We start from the raw sequence: 22,159 nt of genomic DNA, 5'->3' as shown, positions 1-22,159 counted from the left end.
ACAGCTTATGTGTTTTACCCACAGATTATCAACAGACTTATCAACAACTGTGTATAACTTTACCTGCTGCTGATAAGCTTACGCAGTAAATCAACAACGATAATGGAAGCGCCAAACAGGACGACAACGCCCCATTCATGCGCATTCAGCGGTGTTGTACGCAATACACGCCCACCAACAAAGGTCAGCAGTACCTGAATTGCAACAATCAGGGCCATTACCTGTAAGAAGCCCTTGTTCAGGCTGATATTCTTTAACAGGTTCAAACCGTCAGTACGCACATTAAAGCCATTGGCAACTGCCATGAAAATGTAGGCGCAGAAGAAGCCCGTGTAGGTATAAATATGATTATCTGCATCACGGAACAGATGGTCAACCCACGCGCTCTTGTAAAAGGCAATGCCCACAATAGTCATATAAAGACCACTTACAATAACGCTCGTAAGCATCTTTTTGCTGACAAGCGGTGCACTGCGGCGCTTAGGCGCCTCGCGCAGATACTGTGCCAATGCAGGCTCGCCGCCGAAAGCAAGCGCAGCAAGGGTATCCATTACCAGGTTAATCCATAGAATCTGCGTAATCGTCAGCGGTTCATCAATATTGATGAAGGGAGCAATAAAGTTAATTGCCACAGCCGAGAAGTTAATCGTCAGCTGGAAAACAATAAATTTGCAGATAGAATTATAAATTGTTCTTCCGTACAAAATTGCCTGCTTGATGCTCAGGAAATTATCGTCCATGATAACAATATCGCCTGCTTCCTTGGCAACCTCTGTGCCGCTGCCCATAGCAAAGCCGACATCAGCCTTTTTCAGCGCCGGCGAATCATTTACACCGTCGCCGGTCATACCGGTTACAAGATTCAGCTCCTGCGCCAAGCGCACCAGGCGCGATTTATCCATCGGTAAAGCACGTGCCACTACACGCAGATGCGTCAGCTTAGCCTTGACCTCATCATCACTCATCTGTGCCAGCTCGTCGGAGGTCCAGACTACATCCTCCGTGCTTTGCAGCAGGCCTGCATCCTTGGCAATGGCAACTGCGGTTTCTTTACGGTCACCGGTAATCATTACAACCTGTACGCCAGCCTGCTGTACAGACTTAATAGCCTCCACTGCTTCCGGACGCACGTCATCACGGATGGCAACAACACCGGCAAGCGTCAGTCCTTTATCCGGCAGGTTATCAGCAGGTACTCCCTCATAGGTGCACAAGGCCAGCATTCTTATAGCCTGTCCTGCAAGCTCCAGCATTCTGTTATCCAGAGCTGCTTTCATCTCATCAGTCAACGGCAAACGCCTGCCATCTTTTGACCAATACCAATCGGTAGCCTGCAGCAGCTTTTCCGGTGCGCCCTTAATCAGGCAATATGCTGCGCCGCCGTCAGCGGGAGCAACCTGCGCCCAGGAATATTTATTGGCGCTGTTGAATGGAATAAAGCGCTGGCGCTGCGGCAGCTGCGGCAAACGATAAGCACCGACATAATTATTTAACGCTGCTTCCGTCATATTACCGCCGACAATCTTGCCGTCGGTAACGGTAGATGATGTATTAATCAGAACCTGCTGACAGGTCAGCTCCTTAATACGTACAGGCAATGCTGTAAAATCAGTAATTTCCTGTAAATCACCTGTTATGAAGCGCACTACCTCCAACTGTCCTTTAGTAATAGTACCTGTCTTATCGGTAAACAGCAGGTTTAAGCTTCCTGCAGTTTCAATGCCGACCAGCTTACGCACCAATACATGGTCATGCAGCATTTTGCGCATATTGAGCGAAGAAACTATCGCAATCATCAGCGGCAGGCCTTCCGGTACTGCCATAACAATAATAATAATCGCCAAGATTACAGCCTGCACCAAATCGGCAATTACTGTTGTCATATCAGCAAAATATGCTGCAAAGCTGCCTGCCAGATATATCTTATGCAGTATTACCGCAACTGCTATCAGCACACCGCCGGCATAACCGAATTTACTTATCTGCTCTGCCAATCCTTTCAGCTTCAGCTTCAGCGGACTGTCGCGTTCATCATCCTTCAGCTCCTGCGTAAGCTGGCCGTAAACGGAATTATCACCTATCTTCACAGCCTGCATCACAGCAGTGCCTTCTACCACAACGCTGCCACGGAACAGCTTATGTTCATCAAGAAAATTAATTTTACCGTCATCCCATTGAAAGTCAGCAGGTGCAGCGACTTTTTTTGCTTCCTCGCTTTCGCCGTTCAGTGCAGCCTGGTCCAGCTTCAGCGTACCATCCAGCAAAATACCATCTGCCGGAATTTTATCACCTGCCTCCAGGATAATGGCATCACCAACTACAACATCATCAATAGCGATTTCCAACGGCTCGCCGTCACGCCACACCTTGCAGCGGATGCGGCTCGCCGCCTCCTGCAGCTTTTGAAAGGCATTCTCATTGCTGTATTCGGACCAGGTGGAAACAAAGGTTGCCAAAATTATTGCCAGGAAAATGCCTATTGTTTCAATCCAATCACCATGACCAAGATACACAAAAAAAGCATTTACCAGCAGCGCTACTATCAGGATGCGGATAATGGGATCCTGAAAATTCCCCAGCAGCTTGCTCCAAAATGTTTCCCGCGGCGGCTGCGTCAACGTGTTATCACCGTACTTGCGCCGTGACTCTTCAATCTGCTCCTTGCTTAAGCCATATTTACTCATTTTCTTCCTCCTTTGACCTTACGTCTGCTACTTGTCAAAAATAGTGGTAAATCATGCAAGTACACTCTTCACCTTATATTATATAATAAAAAAGGGCGAGACAATGCTGTAAAATAAAAATTTTACAACAAAGTCTCGCCACTTAATTACAAAGCCGGATTCTATTGAATCGTACTGACGGCAGTGTAAACACCAGCCCTAAGGCTTGTGCCGGCTACTCCCCTTATTTAAGAAAGTACCATATTATTTTATTTAGCTTATTCAGCCCAAACAGCTTTCATCAGCTTAGGATATTCAGTGTTAAGGTGGTCAACAATAACATCGATTACTGCATGAATCATTTGCGGTACGAATTGATCGTCGGTAGAAGGAATGCAGCTTTCAATGATGATATTGCCAGCTTCATCAGCGTAATATTTGAATACCTTGTAGTTTTCGTTCAGAGCGTTCAGATGTGCCAGAACTGCAGCCTTGTTAGCTTCTTTAACCAGACCAGCGCCTACGCGAACCTGCAGCATTACATAAATGCTGTCGTCAATTACCAGCATAGTCGGCAGGTTTTGACCTTGGATACCGATAGCGGAACGGAAAACAACGGGATGCATGAAGCTTTCTTCAGGAACCTCGTCTGCCTTCGGCACTTCGAATACATCGCCCCAGTTAATTTTGTTTTCTTCAAGGAATTTCTTGTAAACTTCAGCTTTCTTATTCATCATAAGACCTCGCTTTCATTGTTATAATACTATTATACACTATTATCGTTATTTGTGTACTTTTTTTATTAGTAAATATATTTGTTTTACACAAAATTCACAGCTTATTCAGCTTTTATTTTTAGCGCAAATTCATAACCATACTTTTCTGCAGCTTCAAGCTCAGCCTTCTGCGGCGTCCATTTGCAGTTAAAACCGGGTTCTACCGCATCGAAGCAGCTTTTTGCCAGCAGCTCCTCCATATCCTTCTGCGCACCACCGCCCCAGCCGAAGGTACCGAAGGCTGCAGCTTTTTTACCTTTAGCGCCGAGTCCTTTAAGATAAATCAGCAGAGAACCCATATTCGGCAGCATGCTGCAATTAAGAGTTGAAGATCCTGCCAAAAAACCGGAGGCAGTAAAGAGCTCTGCTGCTACCGTACTGTTAGGGGTAGCGCCCATTTTGAATACTTTAACAACTACACCGGCATTAGCTGCACCGCGCGCAATCGCCCGTGCCAGCTTTTCCGTACCGCCCCACATGCTGTCATAGGCAATAACAAGGCTACCGTCCTGTACGCCGCTGCCCCATTCGCTGTAGCAGCGCAGGATATCGGCAATACGCTCGGTCCAGATTACACCATGGGAAGGCGCAATCATTTTAATATCAAGACCGCCAAGCTTTTTCAGCGCATTGCCAATCAGCTTGGCATAAGGCCAGAGAATGTTGGCAAAGTATTTTTTAGCTTCGTAGAATAATTCGTCCTGATTTACTTCACAATCAAAGCGCTTGCTGGTAGCGTAATGCTGACCAAAGGCATCATTGGAAAAAAGAATTTTATCATACTCACTATAGGTAGCCATGCTGTCAGGCCAATGCAGCATTGCCATGGAAGCGAAGGTTAAGGTGCGCTTACCGATATTTAAGGTTGCTCCGTCTTTAACAACCTCAAAAGCAAAAATATCTCCGTAATGCTGAATCGTCTCGTTTTTACCTTGCATCGTAATATAGAACTTTGCTTTGAGGCAAGCCTTGGCTAACGCAGGCATAGCACCGGAATGGTCAGGCTCAACATGGTTGATGACAATATAGTCAATGGAATCCAACGGTGTTACCTTACTGATATTAGCAAGCAGCTCTTCGGTAAAGGGCGCTTTTACAGTATCAATCAAGGTTATCTTTTCATCCATAATCAGATAAGAGTTATAGGTTGCACCTCTCTCTGTTTTGTAGCCGTGAAAATCACGCACAGCCCAATCCTGAACACCAACGTCATAAATATTTTCTGCAATTTGCAATGGCAGCATAAGAAAACCTCCTTACAATTTTTCAAGAGTAACTTGACGAGTTGATTTATTTAAGCGCAAAACAAGCTCGTGATATTTATTCAGCGTACTGCGATGACCGACACTTACAACAGTAGTCTGCTGTAAACGCTCCTGTAGCAGGCTGTACATAGTCGCCTCAGTGTCTTCATCCAAAGCAGATGTTGCTTCATCTAGGAAAAGCCACTGTGGCTGCTGGATATGGGCACGTACAAAGGCCAAACGCTGCTGCTCACCAACAGAAAGCACATGGCTCCAGTCAGCCTCCAAATCAAGTTTATCCTTAAGATAACCAATCTGGCACAAATCCATCAGATAAATCAATTCAGTATCATCTATCGGTTTATTTCCCGGGTAATTAAGCGCAGCACGCAGTGTACCTAACGGCAGATAAGGCTTCTGCGGAATAAACATCAGCTTATCACGTGACGGAAGAAAGATTTTGCCGTCGACGAAGGGCCAGATACCGGATATGGCACGCAGCAAGGTACTTTTACCGCTACCGCTGACACCCTTAATCAAAACATTATGCCCCGGATGCAGAGTAAAGCTGATATTTTCCAGAAGCGGCTTTCCGTCCGGCAGATTTATCTGCATATCGTTAACCTCAACAACATCTGCAGCAGCAAAGCGTTCCACATGAAAGCGTTCCGCCTGCTGAGAAACCTCGTGCATATGGTGGCCGAAGTAAGTTAAACGCATTACAACAGCCTGCCATTGAGCAATACTGCTGTACATATCAACAAAATACGAAAGCGAATCCTGCACGCGGCCAAAGGCACTGGCAACCTGCATCAGTCCGCCTAGTGTTACTTCTTTCGTAAGATAACGGTTCATGGCTACAACAAAGGGAAAAATGATAGCGATTTGAGAATAACCGGAATTTAAAAAGACAAGCTGTTTCTGTTTATTAACCAGTTTCCAGAAGTTATCCAAAAGCATTTTAAAGCGTTGTTTGAATACACTGCCTTCCTGTGCTTCACCACGGTAGAAGGCAACGCTTTCCGCACTTTCACGCAGGCGAATCATACTGAAACGGAAATCCGCTTCATATTTCTGTTGGATGAAGTTGATTTTTACCAGCTTGCGGCCAACAATGTGGGTAATATAGGTACCAATGACAGAATAAAGTAATGATGCCCACAGCATATAGCCGTTAATTGTCCACGTCTTACCCATAAAGTTAAAGCTAAGACTGCCGGAAAGATTGTATAAAATGACAACAAAGGATGCAAACGTGCAAAACGCCTTGAGGATCCCTATGCCAAAGCTCAAGGTCATTTCGACAAACTGGCGCACATCCTCACTGATACGTTGGTCAGGGTTATCCGTATCCTTACCGAACATCTGCAGATTGTAGTAGGTTTTATTTTGCAGCCAGATGTCGATAAAACGCGTTGTCAGCCAACGACGCCAATTCAAAATCAATGTCTGCTGCAGATAATATGAGTATACTGCCAATAAGATATAAATAGCAGCTAACCACGAAAAATGAATGAGTTCATCAAAAATCTTCTTAGCATCATAGTTTTGCAAGGCACTGTAGAAGCTGTTATTCCACTGGTTAAGCAGAACAAGCATATAAACCACGCCAAGTGTAAGTGCTATAATACAGCCCAATAAAAAGAAGGCCTTTTTCTTCTCTTCGGATTGCCAATAGCTTTTCGTAAGGTACCAGACATCCCTAAAAAACTGTCTGGTTAAATTAAAACGTTGCATATACTCAAGACTCCTCTAGTAAAGAAATGCTATTCAATTCTTGAATAACGGACATAACACCAGGTTCTTCGAAACCGTTTTTAGGAATATTAGCCAGAATACAACCGAATGCGATCGGGGACAACAGCAAAGGCTCGAAACCTTTAGCAATAGCCATATAAAGCAGAAGCAGACCAACGCAGATCATGATTACATGACCGCCTGTCAGTGCAGAGAAGCCGGAGTCTGCCCATACAGAAGACAAAGCAACAAAAAATGCCTCAAACATGTGAATTTTTCCTCCTTGTTTCCCTTAATTGGGATGTTATAAGTGCAAATAAGCTCCACAATAATGCTACAACACTTTCATTTTAACTGTATCACCACAGCCTCCCCTAGTCTACCTGTGGTCTGCTTGGCGAAGCAAGCAGAACATCAGAAAATGTCATTTCTTCTTATGAAGCTGCTTAAAGCAGCAGCACTGCTTTGAAACCTTTTTTCAGCTAAATCTTATTTAGCTTTGGTAGGATCGACTACCTGGATTAAACTCATCAACATGCCTAATCCGATTAGAACTCCAAAGACAATGGTCATGTTGATAATGGCAATCAGCCACGGATTTGTTGTTACAGGACCCACTGTTTATCACCTCTTCCTAAGATAATTAAAGGGGAACTAAGTTCTATAAGCAAGATGCTTATCTTACTTTAATAAGTATAAAGTTATATTTTTTTATCTTCTGTTGCACAGGCCACACTGTTTTCCGTCAAACAGTTACTTTATTTACATAATCGTTTCACTTTAACTTCTATACTATTTCAAAAGTTCATTAATCGTTTTTGTTGCCTGTGCAACAGATTGTCGTTTTGAGTTTGCTAAAATAAATACTGCAAAGCAACAATTTAATATCCTCTCAGTTTTCAATTTGTCTTTAGAGAGATTGGGAGAATGCTGAAACGACTGCGAATTTAGTTTTGGCAATAAAAAATAACCAGCTGCGAACTGGTTATTTTTTTGCTTTCAAACAGGCACAGCCTAATGACTGTACGTCTATTTAAAGCTAAACAAAAGCAAAACCCATCAGGTAAAAACCGGACGGGCTTTACTTTTTTAGGGAGAGTTATCACAATAACTGCTTATTTAGCAACAGGGCCAATCATAGCCAGCATAGTACCTGCAGCAACTGCAGTACCGATAACGCCTGCTACGTTAGGACCCATAGCATGCATTAATAAGAAGTTTGCCGGGTTAGCCTTTTGACCGACAATCTGAGATACACGGGCAGCCATAGGAACTGCGGATACACCGGCACTGCCGATAAGCGGATTAGTCTTGCCACCGTCTACCATGCACATAATCTTACCGAATACTACACCACCCCAGGTGCCTGCAGCAAAAGCAACCAGACCTAAGCAGATAATCAGGATAGTCTGATAGTTCAGGAAGGCTTCGGCACTCATGGTAAGACCGGTACCGGTTGCCAGCATGATGGTTACAGTGTTCATCAATGCATTTTGTGCGGTATCGCTCAGACGGTCCAGGCAGCCTGCTTCTTTGAACAGGTTACCAAGCATCAGCATACCGATCAAAGCTGTTACCGGCGGCAGCAGCAGAGAAATAACGATGGTGCACATAATCGGGAAAACGACCTTTTCAAATTTACTTACCGGACGCAGCTGCTCCATAACAATCTTACGTTCTCTTTCGGTAGTAAACAGCTTCATTACTGGCGGCTGAATCAGCGGTACCAGGGACATGTAGGAATAAGCTGCAACGGCAATAGCACCCAAAAGATGCGGAGCCATTTTAGCTGCCAGATAAATAGCTGTCGGGCCGTCAGCACCGCCGATAATACCGATAGCGGATGCTTCCTGTACAGTAAAGCCCAAAGCCATAGCGCCCATCAAAGATACAAATACGCCAATCTGAGCAGCAGCACCTAAAAGCAAGGTCTTAGGATTGGCAATCAGCGGACCGAAGTCTGTCATTGCGCCAACGCCCAGGAAAATCAACGGCGGGAATACTTCATGGTGAATACCATACATAATAACGGACATAACACCCGGCTGTTCGAAACCGTTTTTAGGAATGTTAGCCAGGATACAGCCAAAGGCAATTGGTGACAACAGCAAAGGCTCGAAACCTTTGCCTATAGCCATATAAAGCAGAACCAGACCAACGCCAATCATAATTACGTTGCCACTTGTCAGAGCAGAAAAACCTGAGTCTGCCCAAACAGAAGCCAAAGCGACGATAAATGCCTCAAACATAGAATAATCCTCCTCTTGGCCCATATCGGGAAAATAAGTGCATTTTTTAATAGATCAGACAGGGAAAAGTGCATCATTTGCTTCAATGCTTATTTCTAGTAGGGTCAACCAACTGAATCATACTCATGAGTACACCTAAAGCAATGAGCACACCAAAAACGATTGTCATGTTGATAATAGAAATCAGCCACGGATTAGTTGTTACGGAACCCATATAAATCACCCCTTCCAAATAAATTTAAATATAATATTTACCGCAATATGCTTCCGGATATTTGACTTCAAACACCCCTTTTTGCCTTGCTGAATTAAGTATAAAAATAATTCTGCCGTTATTCCGTTGCTTATGTCACACATAATAAACGGACGGTCTTAGTTTACTTACAGATTGTATTCGTTTTAAATTTGTTATTATTATTAAAATTTAAAAAGCACTTTTGTTATTGAAAAGGATTAGTTTACTTATGTAACTTAAAAAAGCAAGCTCTTTGAGCTTGCTTTTCAAATCATAATGACCATTAACTTCTATGCTATTATTTATGTATAAAATTAAAACTATGCATTTTACTGCCTAACACCAGCTATCGAAAATTAAAAACGCCGCTCAAACGAGCGGCGTTTTTCAGCAGCATTACAGCTGTTCGGTTACATTGTCTTCGGCAGTCCCCTTCTTTTTGCGGCTGAAGAAGCGTTCAACAACTACAAAGAGTACAGGAATCAGGAAGATACCAAAGAGAGTAGCGATGGTCATGCCACCTACTACGGCGTTACCCATAGATACACGCGCACCGGCGCCCGGGCCGGTAGCAATAGCCAGAGGCAGACAGCCTAAGATGAAGGCGAAGGATGTCATCAGAATAGGACGCAGACGGACATGAGCAGCCTCAACAGCCGCATGTACAACATCCATGCCCTGCTCCATATTCATCTTCGCATATTCGACAATCAGAATAGCATTCTTTGCTGCCAGACCAATCAGTGTAATCAGACCAATCTGCATATAAACGTCATTCTGCAGGCCACGTGCATACTGTACCAGGAAGCAGCCGAAAACTGCGGAAGGTACGGACAGCAGTACTGCCAGAGGAATTGTCCAGCTTTCATACAGAGCTGCCAGACAAAGGAATACGAAAATCAGAGAGATAATGAAAATCTGAGTGGAACGGCTGCCTGCTTCAATCTCATCAAGGCTCTGACCGGTCCATTCGTAAGTATAGGTATTAGGCAGAACCTGCTTAGCAACCTCTTCAATAGCAGCCATAGCCTGACCGGAGGAATAACCGCTGGCAGGGTCGCCGGAAATCTTAATCGCACTGGCACCGTTAAAGCGTGTCATAACAACAGAGCTGTTCTTAGGAGTAGGCTTTACAAGTGTATTCAGCGGAATAGACTTGCCGTCATTGCTGCGTACAAAGAAGTAACGCATATCCTCTACACCGGTACGATATTTTTCATCAGCCTGCATAACAACCTTCCAGGTACGGCCGAAGTTGTTGATATCATTGATTTCGTTACCGCCTAAGAACGCCTGCAATGCGGAATAAACAGTAGATACAGGAACGTTCAGGGATTGTGCCTTATCACGGTCAACCTCAAACTGATACATAGGAGTATTGGTGTTCAAGGTAGTGTACAGCATACCGATTTCCGGACGCTTGCGGCAAGCAGCCAAAAATTCATTAGCACGCTCACCCATAGTGTTAACGTCCTCACCGCCAAGGTTCATGAGATAAAGGCTCAGAGTACCGGTACTGGAAGCACCGGGCAGAGAAGGCGGCTGGAAGGCCATAACGGTTGCATCAGGAATCTTTGCGCCCATGCCGAAAATCATCGGAATAACATCCTGTACACTGTTGCTGCGCTTGCTGTAGTCCTCCATAGTAACTACTGCCAGACCGGCGTTAGCCTTCTGACCCATGGACAGGATATCAATACCGCTAACCTCCATAACGTTTTTAACGCCTGGGAGCTTTCTCATATTTTGTGCAAGGCCTGCCATAATCTGCTGCGTACGGTTACTGGAAGCACCCTCAGGCAAAGCGATGGATACAGCAGTCATGCCCTGATCCTCGTTCGGTACAAAGCCTGTCGGCGTTGCCTTGGCCAGGAAACCGATGCAGATAACAACAACAACAAGACAGGTCAGAATCAGTTTAGATTTACGGATGCAGCCTTCAACGTTTTTCACGTATTTAGCCAACGTTCTTGCAAACCAATCGTCAAATGCTTTTACAGCCTTGCCTATAAAGCCCTTCGGCGCCTCCTCCTTCTTGACCAGAATCAAGGAGCAGAGTGCAGGAGTCAGGGACAAAGCTACGATAGCAGAAAGCATCATGGATACAGAAATCGTAATCGCAAACTGCTTGTACAATTCACCGACAGTACCGCCAGTGAAGGCTACAGGAATAAATACCGCAGACAGTACGAAGGCAATAGCCACAACAGGGCCGGAAACCTCGTTCATAGCGCGGTAGGTTGCCTCCTTAGGAGACATACCATTTTCCTGAATATGATGTTCAACCGCTTCTACTACAACGATAGCGTCGTCGACAACAAGGCCGATAGCCAGAATCATTGCAAAAGCAGTAAGAGTGTTGATGGTAAAACCTAAGATTACAAAGGAAGCGAAGGTACCAACCAAGGATACCGGTACAGCCAGAATAGGAATCAAAGTTGCACGCCAGCTGCCAAGGAACATAAATACTACCAGAATAACCAGAATCAAGGCTTCAACAAATGTATGAGCAACCTTCTCCAGAGATTCGGTAATAAACTGGGTGTTATCCTGAATAACGACCAGCTTCATATCATCAGGGAAACGGCTTTCTGCGTCCTTTAATACCTCGCGGATATTCTTAACAGTTTCGATAGCATTCGCATCAGAGGTCAAGGATACCGGGAATACAACGGAATCGCCGCCGTTGAGCTTACTGGTAATAAGGTCATTACGCGGACCTTCCTTAATAGTTGCGATATCCTTCAGCTTCAGGTTATCGCCGTTGTTGGAACGGATAATTACGTTACCGAATTCCTCTGGCGTATTCAGACGACCTTGAGCACTTGCGGAATAGGTACGCTCCTGCTTGTCAACAGTAGGACGGTTACCGATAGAACCAACCGCAGCCTGTACGTTCTGCGTTTTGATAGCGTTGGAAACATCTGTTACCGTTACGCCCAGCTGCGCCATTTTTTCAGGATTCAGCCAGATGCGGACTGCATATTCCGGACCATATTCGCCAACGGTAGATACGCCCTTAACACGCTTTACTGCATCAAGGAAGTTTGCATCCGCATATGTTCTTAAGAACATAGCATCATAAGTATTTTTCGGAGAATAAAGACCAAAATACATAATGGTCTCGGCAGATTCCTTAGCAGTGGTTACACCGTAGCCGGAAACTTCGCTCGGCAGAGAGCTGGTTGCCTGAGATACACGGTTCTGCACCTCTACAGAAGCGATATCTGCGTTTTTCTCCAGGTTGAATTCAACATTGAGCTTGTATTCACCACTGGAGGTACTTACAGAGGACATATTCAGCATATTTTCTACGCCGCTGACCTTCTGCTCAATGGTTTGTGCTACAGCCTTTTCAACGATATCCGCACTCGCACCTACATAGTTGGTGTTTACGCTGATACGCGGTTTAGTAATGTTAGGATATTGGGCGATAGGCAGGCTGAAGCCGGCAATCGTACCCAATAAGGTAATAATAATCGCCAGTACTATCGCAAATACCGGGCGATCAATAAAGAAACGAGCCATCTAGCCAACCTCCTTATTGCTTCTTGCCGGCGGTAGCACTGTTGTCAACAGTAGTATCCAGATCAGCCTCAGTCATCGGCTGCGGGTTAACCTGAGCACCCTGTCTGATCTTGCCGGTGCCTTCGACTACGATTGTCTCATCGCCGGTCAGACCGCCTTCAACCATATAGAAACGGCCAACGGAAGGACCAAGAGTTACTTCCTTCATCGTTACCTTGTTGTCACTGCCAACAACATAAACAAATTTCTTATACATCAATTCAACAACTGCACGCATAGGAATCAAGAGAGCATCCTTTTTGGTGCCTGCTGTTGCCTGTACGTGAGCAAACATGCCCGGCAACAGACGATGTGCAGGATTTCTGAACAAAGCCTTGACTGTCATGGTACCGGTGTTGTCGTTGATACCACGGTTAACCTCTGCAACGGTGCCTTTTAAATCGTAGGTACTGCCATCGCTCAAAACAACAGTCAGGTTGTCAAGAGAAGCAGCGCCGCTGTTATCATGAGCACTGGAAAGCTTCAGATATTCCGGCTCAGCAATGCTGAACTGTACAAATACAGGGTCAGTGTTGCTGATTTTGGCCAGAGTAGTCTGACCTGCGGTTACATAGTTACCAACCTCCAGCGCGGTAGTATCAATGCGTCCGCTGAACGGAGCGGAAACGCTGGTATCGGTCATGTTAATCTGCGCATTTTCCAGAATTGCTTCCTGCGCATTTACAGAAGCCTGTGCCTGATCACGCTGCATAATAGCGTTATCCAGAACCTGCTTGGAAATTGCATTCTGTGCATACAAGGTGCTGTAACGCTCTGCATTCAGAGCTGCGTTAGCCAAAGCCGCACGGGCATTAGCCAAGCCTGCCTGCGCGTTGAGCACATTAGCCTGATATGTACGCTGGTCAATAGCATACAAGGTCTGGCCTGCACTTACATTGTCACCGCCCTTGAAATACTTGGCTGTAATCTGACCGCTTACCTGAGCCTTCAGCTCCATTTCCTGCTGAGCCTGCACAAAGCCTGTATAATCTCCTGCTGAGCCTGTACAAAGCCTGTATAATCATATACCAGAGGGGTGTCACGCTTAATAACCTTCATGGTTTTAACCAAAGCTGCCTTATTGCCGCCTTGCTGCTGTTTTTGACCACAGCCTGCAACGCTCAGTACAAAGGTTGCCGCCAGCGCCGCAGCCATTGCTTTTCTTGCACGGCCGGAGCGAATAAAACTTAACATAAAAAAACCTCCTTCACCTTCACTCTGAAACTACTCAATATATATAATAACCAATAAGACTGCTAACGTTTATGACTGTTAGCACCTTTACCTGAAAATATTCCTGCTCCAGTTTCAGAATACTACTATTATAATGGACATTTTTCAGAAATGCAAACTTCATTTAAACAAATTTCGCCGTTTTTTCTTGCATTTTCTTTAATTATCTTCTTCTCACAAATTTTGCTGACTGGTCAGTCAGTTTTTGCTGTTCAACAGTTCTTTTTTTAGCAAAAATTTATGCAGATTGCCCAAAGCAAAACCCGATACCTGATCCACGCCATCAATACGCTGCATCAAGAACAGATTATCTCCTTCAATATACCATTCATCCGGCAGTCTGTCCTTATATACAACCTTCTTATTGGTATTCAGCAGATTAATCAGCGGCAGCAAATCCTTATCCTTGACATTAAGCACTTCATCCAGTCTGATTTTTTCACCCGTCTTAGGATTTACGTTCAGCTGATGATGGATAAAGCTGTTTTTACCGCTAATCAGCTGTAGGCTCAGAATCTGTTCATCAGCACGCATCACCTTAAACGCCATATCTGCCTCACCCTTGTAAAAATGCTCCAGATATTCTTTGCACTCATCCTGCAGCAGCTTATTCATTTTATTTTGCAGCTCTACATCCTTACCGGCAAAAACCGGGAAGGTAGCTTCACCGCCGGGAACTACCATCTTACGCGCTAATATAGTACCGGCAGCAAAATCCTTGCCATCATTCACAGTATTATCCTTAGGCGTAGGCGCGAGCGTCATAATGGTCAGGGAAAACTGCTTCCATTCCTTAGTTTTCTTGTCCTGCTTCCAGATAGCGCCCACATCTGCCAGAGGCTGCTTTTTCTGCACCAGCTGCTGACAGCCCAATAATTCATCTGCACCGTCATTATCTACATCATGTGCCACCAGCGAATGCAAACCGCCATACTCCAGCTTGCCGTCTTCAACCTCACTGCCTGCTGCCGGTGTTAAAACCGATTTATTGCCGTCGATTAAAGTTACATGCATTTTACCATCCTTGGCAAAGGCTTGCGTCACCAGTCCCATGCTTTCGGCAGCACCAAAGACCTCACGCACATTTTTCTTATTGGCAAAGGAAAGTACACGGTATTCACTTGGCGCATGCCAATCTCCCTGAGCAGCACTCACCAGCAGCTGCTGTCTGGCGCTTTTGCCCACCCACAGCTTAATAGGCTGCAGCTGGCAATTATATCCGCCCTTAATAGAAGGTGCATGAGCCGTCAAAAGCTTCTTGTCCTTATCCTTAATCATAATAAGCAGATCATTGGCGTAGCCGTTAGGCAGCCTATCACCCCACAGCTCGGCGGTAACAGTCTGTTCCGCTGCCAGCTGCAGCGGCACCTGCGCCAACAGCGTGTCAGCGGCTGCAGCAATAGTGCTGCAGAAAAGTACGCTGCTGCAGGCCAGGCCTTGCACCATCCATTTTATCTTCACGTCTTCACGTCCTTTCTTCAAACGTACTATTATATTATAGCATTTTTTTGTTATAAGTAGCTGTTAAAACACAGATTTTTTACATAAAGGTACCACAAACATCGGCAAATTCTGTTGCATTTCGTACAAAAAGGCTTTTTCTTATTTCTCAAAACGATTTTTTCATTAATATTACTGCTTTTTATTGTTAAATAGTGTAGAATAAAAGCGGTATTTTATGATTTTTTGGGAGAAGGGAAGGATTTATTAATGAAGAAACTTGTTGCTCTTCTGCTCAGCCTTTGCCTATTAGTATTAGCTGCAGGCTGTGGCGGTAACGATTCAAAAAAAGACACACCCAAAGAAAAGACTAAGGTAAGCCTTGGCATGCTGCGCCTGACAAGCAGCGCCCCTTTATTTATCGCTATGGATAAGGGCTTCTTTGCTGAAGAAGGTATTGAAATCGAACCACAATGGTTTGATGCCGCTCATCCGATTGCCGTATCCACTGCTTCCTCTAAGGTTGATGTCGGCGCTACCGGCATTACGGCCAGCCTCTATAACATGGCAGCCAACGGACAAAAGCTGGGCATTGTTGCAGATAAAGGCCGTGAACAAAAGGGCTATTCCTCTTCTGCACTGCTTGTGACCACCGACAACTACAACGCCGGCGTAAAAAGCCTTAAGGATTTGAAGGGCAAGCGTATCGGTATTACGCAAAAGGGTTCTACCTTCCATTATATGCTTGGCAGAATGCTGGAAACCCAGGGCATGAGCCTCAATGATGTGGAAATTGTTCCCCTGAGCAAGCTCAGTGCTGTTATGGCTGCTTTGGAAAGCAAGCAGATTGATGGCTGCATCTTAAACGAGCCTAACATCACCAAGGTGCAAAAAGCAGGCTACGGCAAACTGGTCGTACAGGTTGGCGACGTTATTCCTTATCAGACCTCTGCTATTTTCTACTCACCTGACTTTATGAAGAATAAGGATGCGGCTGTACGCTTCATGCGTGCTTACAACAAGGCCTGCAACTATTACTACGAAGCAGCAGTAGAAAAGAAAGATGCCAAAAAGCTGGAAGAGGTTGTTAATATTGTAGCCAAATACGTTAAGGCTCCGGCTGAAGACATTAAAGCCGGCCTGCCCTATATTGATAAGGACGGCAAGCTGCTCGTCAGCGATATCGCAACCCAGATTAAATGGTACACTGACAACAAGATGATTTCCGGCACACTGGATGCGAAAGATGTTGCCAACACCAGCTTTCTGGATGAAGCAATGAAGAAATAAACTATTGTATTAAAGCAAGACTGGCGTAAATGTAACAGCTGCAAAATGCGTTGACGATGCTTTAGCACCAAAACGCTGCGACTGATATATTAGCGCCAGTCTTTTTGGAGGATGGTAGAAAATGAAATTAGAAATCGCAAATATCTGCAAGGATTTCACCACCACCAGCGGTAAGCTGCTTCCTGTTTTGCAGGATATTAACCTCAGCATTAATAAGGAAGAATTTGTAGCATTGGTAGGACCGTCCGGCTGTGGTAAATCAACCTTGCTCAATATAACTGCCGGGCTTTTGGAGCCCACAAGCGGTAACGTAAAATTTACTGATGTCGCCGCAGGCTATGAGCCTCGTATGAGCATCGTCTTTCAGGAAACAGGCCTCTTCCCCTGGCGTAATGTGCATGATAATATTGCCTTCGGTTTGGAAACAGCAGGCATGAAAGCAGATGAAAAGGAAGCACGCATTAAGCATTACATTGAGCTTGTAGGCTTAAAGGGCTTTGAAAAATCCTTCCCGCACCAATTAAGCGGCGGTATGCGTCAGCGCGTTGGCATTGCCCGTGCTTTAGCTATCGAGCCTGACCTGCTGCTGATGGATGAGCCGTTTTCTGCCTTGGATGCGCAAACACGCACCATCATGCAGGAGGAGCTGGTAACGCTGTGGGAAAAGACGCGTCTGACCACGCTATATGTTACACATAATATTCAGGAGGCAGTAATGCTTGCTGACAGAGTTGTACTGCTTTCGCGTCGCCCCGGAAAGGTCAGCAAAATACTGCAGATTACCATTCCGCGTGCCGACCGTGCTAAGCCTGAGCACACAGACGAAATTGCGGAATTTGTCCGTATCATTTGGGAGCATATCAGCAAGGATGCGCGTGCTGCCTTAATGGAGGTGGAAGCCAATGCCTGAAAAGAAAACTGCTGCTGACGCAGCTAACGAATATATCGTGCGCAACCGTATGACGCATTGGCAAAAGACCTATCCGCATTGGGTAAGCGTTGCTTCTATCATCATCCTGCTGCTCTTTTGGGAGGCTATCTGCCGCTGCGGCCTGGTTTCTTCTTTGTTTTTGCCGGCACCGAGCCAGATTATCAGCGCCCTGCTTACCATGCTTGCTGACGGCGAAATAGGCGTAAGCCTGGCAGCCAGCATGTACCGTATCTTAATCGGTTTTGCTGTCGGCAGCCTTATCGGCCTTGCAGTCGGTCTTGTTACCGGTACCTCGGCACTGGCAGATAAAATCGGTAATCCTGTTGTCAACGCTCTTTATCCTATCCCTAAAATCGCTTTGCTGCCGTTGTTTATTCTTTGGCTGGGAATTGGCGAGCTGTCGAAGGTAACGATTATTGCTCTCGGCGTCTTCTTTCCGGTAGCAATGAACACCTACAGCGGTGTCAAAAATGTTGATACACTGCTTATCAAGGTTGCAGTCAGCTTTAACGCCAGCTGGTGGAAAACGATGAAAAGTGTTGTTCTGCCTAACGCCTTACCTATGATTTTCGCAGGTCTGCGCCTTGCCGCCGGCACATCTCTGCTGCTGCTGGTAGCAGCAGAAATGATTGCCGCTCAGGTCGGCATAGGCGCCCTCATCCTGCATTACGGCGATTTGATGATTACCGACCGCTTGATGGCCGGAGTTATTGTATTATCCTTGCTCGGCCTGCTCTTTAACCTGTTCCTGCAATGGTTGGAGCGAAAGACTATCCCCTGGAAGAACTGAGAAAAGCACAAAAGCACTGTCTGCTCACTGATATTCTTATATCAGATAGAGCTGACAGTGCTTTTTCTTTTTCTGCTAAAATCTTACTACAGCTTCTTAAAATACTGTTACGCTTATACACAAATACTGCTTTCTGCCGAGCTATTACTGCAGGCTTGCCGAAGCCTCTTTTAAAACTGCTGTCACAGTCTCCGGCGGCAGCTCGCCTATCTTCTTGATCAGTTCAGGCTGCTTGGGATGTTCGGCAATAACCTTCTCCATCAACACCATGTCCAGCCAATGGCCGTGCTTGAAGCCTGTATTATTGAAGGTACCAATAATTTTATAGCCACACGCCTCATGCATTTTGACGCTGTGCTCATTGCTGGCAGTAATGCAGGCATAGGTCACAACTATTCCCTGCAGGCGCAGTAAAGCTTCCAGCGCCGTGTACATCACCTTGCCCAATCCGTGTCCCTGACCCTCAGGTGCCAGATAAATCGTTACCGCGGCACCCCACTGATAGGCAGCACGCTGCATATAAGGATGGGCATAAACATAACCCAACAGTCTGCCATCATGCTCACAAACTATATAAGGATAGTGCGCAGAAATATTTTTGATTCGCTCTGTAAATTCTTCTATAGACGGCTCCTCATATTCAAATGACACATCGCTGAGCGTCCTGTCATTGCTAATAACAAAGGGCGCGTAAATTTCCAGCAGCTTTTCTGCATCGTCAGGCTTCGCAAGGCGAAGCGTATACTTCATCGACATTTTATCGCTCCACCTTTACTTCAAACATTCTGCTCCACGGCAGCGTAAATTTATATTCTTCGGCAGTGTTGCCCATATACGGCTTGCTTACCTTGTTGATTTCCCGAGTAATATATGCTTCCGCCGCAGTACGCTGCTCCTCATTCAGTCCGCTGTTGGGCCAATAGTTAGGCCAGATAAGCTGCTGATAGGTTTGCATGCGCACATTCGCCTGATATGCCCAATCATCAAGATAACGCACATTAAGCAGATTTTCTCTTGCTTCCGGCGTTAACTGCTTATACAGCAGTCCCTGCGCCAGAGCAAAGCCCAAGCTGTTGCCCGCGGTATTCCAACCGCCGTAGGATGCCAGTCTGTAGGCAAGCTGTTTGTCAAACAAGGTTTTTACCAAAGCATTGTCCGCACCATTACCAAAGCGGATATCTGCCACAGTCACAGGATGATTATGCTTAAGAATGCGTTCAACCTTATTGACGAAATTTACGGTAGCAGGCAATGCCTTATAGCTGTTGCTTGCATCGGATGCCTCATGCGTCACACCATCGGCAGGAGTGTTGACTGCCAAAACCAAATCCGCATTTTTGCGCGAATATACTGGGAAGGCACCTGCCGCGTAGATATGCTGCTTAGCGCTCACGGCCACAGTATCATCCTCGTAGGTAGGCACAGTTTTACCGCCCTTGCCTGCAGCATAGGTTACATTTACCAAAGGCAGCTCATACTGCAGACGGTTGGCAGCACGGCTCAACAGCAGCAGGCCAAGCTGATCTGCGCCGGCGAAGAAACGGATTTTCTCCTTCGGCAGCTCATTTACCAGAATATCCATCTCGCGTGCTTCCCTATGTGCCTGAGAATAGGCAGCGGTATCGTCACGGCCGATAAGCATATAATCAAAATCGCCGCTTTCCACACCATGCAGCAAAAGCTCCGTAGCGCGGATATTGTTGCTGCGGCGTGTAAACATATCAGTCAGTATTTCCCGGGGAATGCTGCTGCGCAGCTCCGCCAGCTCCTTTACCTCTTTACGCTTAATCTGCTTAAGCTCCAGCTTGTCCTCCAGCTCTCCCAAACGGAAAATCTTAGGACCCCATTCCTTATAATATGCAGGCTCTGTCGGCGCACTGCTGGCCTTAGGCGAACGCATAATAGTAGTAAATACATAAACCTTCTGTCCGCCGTGCTGCTTTTTCAGCTCTACCAAGCGTTCCGCACGCTGCTGCAGAAGCTCCGGTGAAATTTCATGCGTGCGCGACGCTACCAGCCCGCCATAAAGCAAAGCATCGGAAGAAGCAACAATGGCTACCGATTCACCGGCCTTAGCCTCCAGCCAGTTAAAAAGCTTTTCCGGCTGCCCTGCTGACTGAGCACCGGCAATATATTCGGCCGGCGGCAGCTGTACATCCCAGCCTGCAGCCTGCATCGTCTGCACTGTGTAATCAAGGCACACCGGTCTGTTGTCCATGGGTATATATAACAGAGTGCCCTTAGCGGCAAATGCTGTATGAGTAGTCAACAGTAAAGCGCAAAGCAAAACACTTCGCAAAACCTTCATCATTTTTATCACTACCTTTAACTCTTTCTAAGCAGAGATATTCCTCGCCTTAATAGAATTTCTACAGCAATAAATAAAATTCCTGCGTCGACTTATAATTTCTTCTCGCATCTCTCGGTTATGATAAAAGCTCATCGCAAAACAAAAGCTCCCTGTTTCAAGGTACACCTTGAAACAGAGAGCAAAGCTACGTTATAAAATTAGCTTAAGCGTTAGCAAATCTGCTTAAGAAATCCTGAGTACGTTTATTCTTCGGATGCGCAAACAGCTCCTGCGGCTCGCCTTCCTCAGCAATTACGCCCTGGTCGATAAAGATAACACGGTTAGAAACGTCACGGGCAAAAGCCATCTCATGCGTTACGATAACCATCGTCAGGCCTTCCTTAGCCAGGTCGCGGATAACGCGCAGAACCTCGCCAACCATTTCCGGGTCCAATGCGCTTGTCGGCTCGTCCATCAAAAGAACCTCCGGCTCCAGTGCCAGCGCACGTGCGATTGCTACACGCTGCTTCTGACCGCCGCTCAGCTGGTGCGGTTTGGCATTTACATAAGTATCCATACCAACATGCTTCAGATATTTCAGCGCAGTTGTGCGAGCTTCCTCCTTGCTTTTGCCAAGGACCTTAACCTGACCGACCATGCAGTTTTCCAAAACAGTCATATTGTTAAACAGGTTGAAGGATTGGAATACCATACCTACCTTTGTACGATACATAGTGAGCTTTTTGAAAGCTTCATTTACATCCGTACCACGGTAATCAATAGTGCCGGCAGTCGGATGCTCCAAATAGTTCACGCAGCGGATAAGCGTAGACTTGCCGCTGCCGGAAGGACCGATGATGCAGACAACATCACCGCGACGGACATCAAAGCTGATGCCCTTTAAAATTTCGCGCTCGCCAAAGCTTTTCTTTAAATCATGGACTGATAACAAAAGTTCCTTTTCCATAGCTTAGTACCGTCCTTTCGGCTTCTTAGTAGGCAGAGGGATATCACCGCAAGGATCCATCATCGGGTCATAGGTAACCAGCTGATAATCCTTCGGGCCATCCATCTTGCTTTCCAACCAGCGCAGCAGGCGGGAAGCGGTAAAGGTCATAATAAAATAAATTACGCAGGTAATGAAGAAAATTTCAAAGTATTTGTAGTACACGCCTGCAGCAGACTTGGAAGCAAAATACAGCTCTGTTACGGAGATAACGTTCAATACAGAGGTATCCTTGATATTGATAATCAGGTTGTTGCCCAGCTGCGGCATAACGTTGCGCAGAGCCTGCGGCAGAATAACGCAGCGCATGGTCTGGATATGATCCATACCGATAGCAATTGCTGCTTCCTTTTGTCCCGGGTCAACAGATTCAATACCGCCACGCACAGTTTCTGCCATGTATGCACCGGTATTGATAGAAACAACCAAAAAGCCTGCAAACAGCGGTGACATATCGATATCAAACAGGCTCATTGCACCGTAATAAACAACCATAGCCTGTACAATCATAGGTGTACCGCGAAATACCTCTACGTAAGCGTCTAATAAGCGCTGCACGCAGCGCACCAAAGTTCTCTTAACCTTGCTGTCATTATCCTCCAAAGGAATTGTTTGGATAACACCAACAATAAGGCCGATAATACAGCCGATAAATGTGCCTACTACTGCCAGCAGCAGAGTAACGACCGCGCCCTTCAGCAGAACAGA

General features: G+C 45.9%; 15 protein-coding genes and 4 pseudogenes. 3 read left to right on the top strand and 16 right to left on the bottom strand.

Annotation, left to right across the window (positions count from 1 at the left end):
• Positions 1-59: 59 nt before the first annotated feature.
• The 12 genes and pseudogenes from BN587_RS02265 to BN587_RS02215 form a co-directional block, all read right to left on the bottom strand.
• A complete protein-coding gene (locus tag BN587_RS02265) occupies positions 60-2,684 on the bottom strand; it encodes a calcium-translocating P-type ATPase, PMCA-type (RefSeq protein WP_021719530.1) in 2,625 nt (874 codons plus the stop codon).
• Between the two features lie 257 nt (positions 2,685-2,941).
• The gene (locus BN587_RS02260; protein WP_303684786.1) at positions 2,942-3,400 is read right to left on the bottom strand and encodes a YbjN domain-containing protein; all 459 of its coding nucleotides are present in this window, start codon (positions 3,398-3,400) and stop codon (positions 2,942-2,944) included.
• Between the two features lie 101 nt (positions 3,401-3,501).
• Positions 3,502-4,683: an FprA family A-type flavoprotein gene (locus BN587_RS02255; RefSeq protein WP_021719528.1), complete on the bottom strand. Its 1,182-nt coding sequence runs from the start codon at positions 4,681-4,683 to the stop codon at positions 3,502-3,504.
• Positions 4,684-4,695: 12 nt separating this feature from the next.
• On the bottom strand, positions 4,696-6,420 hold the full coding sequence (locus tag BN587_RS02250) for an ABC transporter ATP-binding protein/permease (RefSeq protein ID WP_021719527.1): 1,725 nt from the start codon (positions 6,418-6,420) through the stop codon (positions 4,696-4,698).
• A 43-nt stretch (positions 6,421-6,463) separates the two neighbouring features.
• A pseudogene (locus tag BN587_RS02245) lies at positions 6,464-6,688 on the bottom strand (sodium ion-translocating decarboxylase subunit beta); the annotation flags it as partial.
• A 224-nt stretch (positions 6,689-6,912) separates the two neighbouring features.
• Positions 6,913-7,038: pseudogene (locus BN587_RS12170) on the bottom strand (sodium pump decarboxylase); the annotation flags it as partial.
• Positions 7,039-7,535: 497 nt separating this feature from the next.
• Positions 7,536-8,669: a sodium ion-translocating decarboxylase subunit beta gene (locus BN587_RS02235; protein WP_021719525.1), complete on the bottom strand. Its 1,134-nt coding sequence runs from the start codon at positions 8,667-8,669 to the stop codon at positions 7,536-7,538.
• An 88-nt stretch (positions 8,670-8,757) separates the two neighbouring features.
• Positions 8,758-8,883: pseudogene (locus BN587_RS02230) on the bottom strand (sodium pump decarboxylase); the annotation flags it as partial.
• A gap of 417 nt (positions 8,884-9,300) precedes the next feature.
• Positions 9,301-12,432, bottom strand: a complete 3,132-nt coding sequence (locus BN587_RS02225) for an efflux RND transporter permease subunit (RefSeq protein WP_021719524.1) — start codon at positions 12,430-12,432, stop codon at positions 9,301-9,303.
• A 13-nt stretch (positions 12,433-12,445) separates the two neighbouring features.
• A complete protein-coding gene (locus tag BN587_RS02220; protein ID WP_049897140.1) occupies positions 12,446-13,429 on the bottom strand; it encodes an efflux RND transporter periplasmic adaptor subunit in 984 nt (327 codons plus the stop codon).
• Positions 13,420-13,665 (bottom strand): hypothetical protein, encoded by a 246-nt coding sequence (locus tag BN587_RS11290; RefSeq protein WP_021719522.1) that lies wholly within the window; start codon positions 13,663-13,665, stop codon positions 13,420-13,422. The genes BN587_RS02220 and BN587_RS11290 overlap by 10 nt, the downstream gene beginning before the upstream one ends.
• 237 nt (positions 13,666-13,902) lie before the next feature.
• A complete protein-coding gene (locus BN587_RS02215) occupies positions 13,903-15,165 on the bottom strand; it encodes a hypothetical protein (protein ID WP_021719521.1) in 1,263 nt (420 codons plus the stop codon).
• Between the two features lie 249 nt (positions 15,166-15,414).
• On the opposite strand from BN587_RS02215, the gene BN587_RS02210 reads away from it, so the two are divergent.
• The 3 genes from BN587_RS02210 (at position 15,415) to BN587_RS02200 (ending at position 18,155) form a co-directional block, all read left to right on the top strand.
• Positions 15,415-16,434, top strand: a complete 1,020-nt coding sequence (locus tag BN587_RS02210; RefSeq protein WP_021719520.1) for an ABC transporter substrate-binding protein — start codon at positions 15,415-15,417, stop codon at positions 16,432-16,434.
• A gap of 121 nt (positions 16,435-16,555) precedes the next feature.
• Positions 16,556-17,344, top strand: coding sequence for an ABC transporter ATP-binding protein (locus BN587_RS02205; protein WP_021719519.1), 789 nt, complete (start codon positions 16,556-16,558; stop codon positions 17,342-17,344).
• Complete coding sequence (locus tag BN587_RS02200) at positions 17,337-18,155, top strand: ABC transporter permease (RefSeq protein ID WP_021719518.1); 819 nt, start codon at positions 17,337-17,339, stop codon at positions 18,153-18,155. The genes BN587_RS02205 and BN587_RS02200 overlap by 8 nt, the downstream gene beginning before the upstream one ends.
• A 144-nt stretch (positions 18,156-18,299) precedes the next feature.
• Here the strand turns inward: BN587_RS02200 and BN587_RS02195 are convergent, their stop codons facing one another.
• The 4 genes and pseudogenes from BN587_RS02195 to BN587_RS02180 form a co-directional block, all read right to left on the bottom strand.
• Positions 18,300-18,911: a GNAT family N-acetyltransferase gene (locus BN587_RS02195; protein ID WP_021719517.1), complete on the bottom strand. Its 612-nt coding sequence runs from the start codon at positions 18,909-18,911 to the stop codon at positions 18,300-18,302.
• 1 nt (position 18,912) lies between these two features.
• Entirely contained in the window at positions 18,913-20,466 is a 1,554-nt protein-coding gene (locus tag BN587_RS02190; protein WP_021719516.1) for a DUF4127 family protein, read from the bottom strand.
• Between the two features lie 202 nt (positions 20,467-20,668).
• Positions 20,669-21,412, bottom strand: coding sequence for an amino acid ABC transporter ATP-binding protein (locus BN587_RS02185; protein ID WP_021719515.1), 744 nt, complete (start codon positions 21,410-21,412; stop codon positions 20,669-20,671).
• A 3-nt stretch (positions 21,413-21,415) separates the two neighbouring features.
• Positions 21,416-22,158, bottom strand: a pseudogene (locus BN587_RS02180) (amino acid ABC transporter permease).
• Position 22,159 lies beyond the last annotated feature (1 nt).

This window comes from Phascolarctobacterium succinatutens CAG:287 (assembly GCF_000434895.1).
Taxonomy (GTDB): domain Bacteria; phylum Bacillota; class Negativicutes; order Acidaminococcales; family Acidaminococcaceae; genus Phascolarctobacterium_A; species Phascolarctobacterium_A succinatutens_A.
This window is presented reverse-complemented; position numbering and strand designations above follow the sequence as displayed.

Excerpts from the sequence above, each read along its gene's own strand:
- BN587_RS02265 (WP_021719530.1), bottom strand. The coding sequence starts at position 2,684 with ATGAGTAAATATGGCTTAAGCAAGGAGCAGATTGAAGAGTCACGGCGC.
- BN587_RS02260 (WP_303684786.1), bottom strand. The coding sequence starts at position 3,400 with ATGATGAATAAGAAAGCTGAAGTTTACAAGAAATTCCTTGAAGAAAAC.
- BN587_RS02255 (WP_021719528.1), bottom strand. The coding sequence starts at position 4,683 with ATGCTGCCATTGCAAATTGCAGAAAATATTTATGACGTTGGTGTTCAG.
- BN587_RS02250 (WP_021719527.1), bottom strand. The coding sequence starts at position 6,420 with ATGCAACGTTTTAATTTAACCAGACAGTTTTTTAGGGATGTCTGGTAC.
- BN587_RS02235 (WP_021719525.1), bottom strand. The coding sequence starts at position 8,669 with ATGTTTGAGGCATTTATCGTCGCTTTGGCTTCTGTTTGGGCAGACTCA.
- BN587_RS02225 (WP_021719524.1), bottom strand. The coding sequence starts at position 12,432 with ATGGCTCGTTTCTTTATTGATCGCCCGGTATTTGCGATAGTACTGGCG.
- BN587_RS02220 (WP_049897140.1), bottom strand. The coding sequence starts at position 13,429 with ATGGAGCTGAAGGCTCAGGTAAGCGGTCAGATTACAGCCAAGTATTTC.
- BN587_RS11290 (WP_021719522.1), bottom strand. The coding sequence starts at position 13,665 with ATGTTAAGTTTTATTCGCTCCGGCCGTGCAAGAAAAGCAATGGCTGCG.
- BN587_RS02210 (WP_021719520.1), top strand. The coding sequence starts at position 15,415 with ATGAAGAAACTTGTTGCTCTTCTGCTCAGCCTTTGCCTATTAGTATTA.
- BN587_RS02205 (WP_021719519.1), top strand. The coding sequence starts at position 16,556 with ATGAAATTAGAAATCGCAAATATCTGCAAGGATTTCACCACCACCAGC.
- BN587_RS02200 (WP_021719518.1), top strand. The coding sequence starts at position 17,337 with ATGCCTGAAAAGAAAACTGCTGCTGACGCAGCTAACGAATATATCGTG.
- BN587_RS02195 (WP_021719517.1), bottom strand. The coding sequence starts at position 18,911 with ATGTCGATGAAGTATACGCTTCGCCTTGCGAAGCCTGACGATGCAGAA.
- BN587_RS02190 (WP_021719516.1), bottom strand. The coding sequence starts at position 20,466 with ATGATGAAGGTTTTGCGAAGTGTTTTGCTTTGCGCTTTACTGTTGACT.
- BN587_RS02185 (WP_021719515.1), bottom strand. The coding sequence starts at position 21,412 with ATGGAAAAGGAACTTTTGTTATCAGTCCATGATTTAAAGAAAAGCTTT.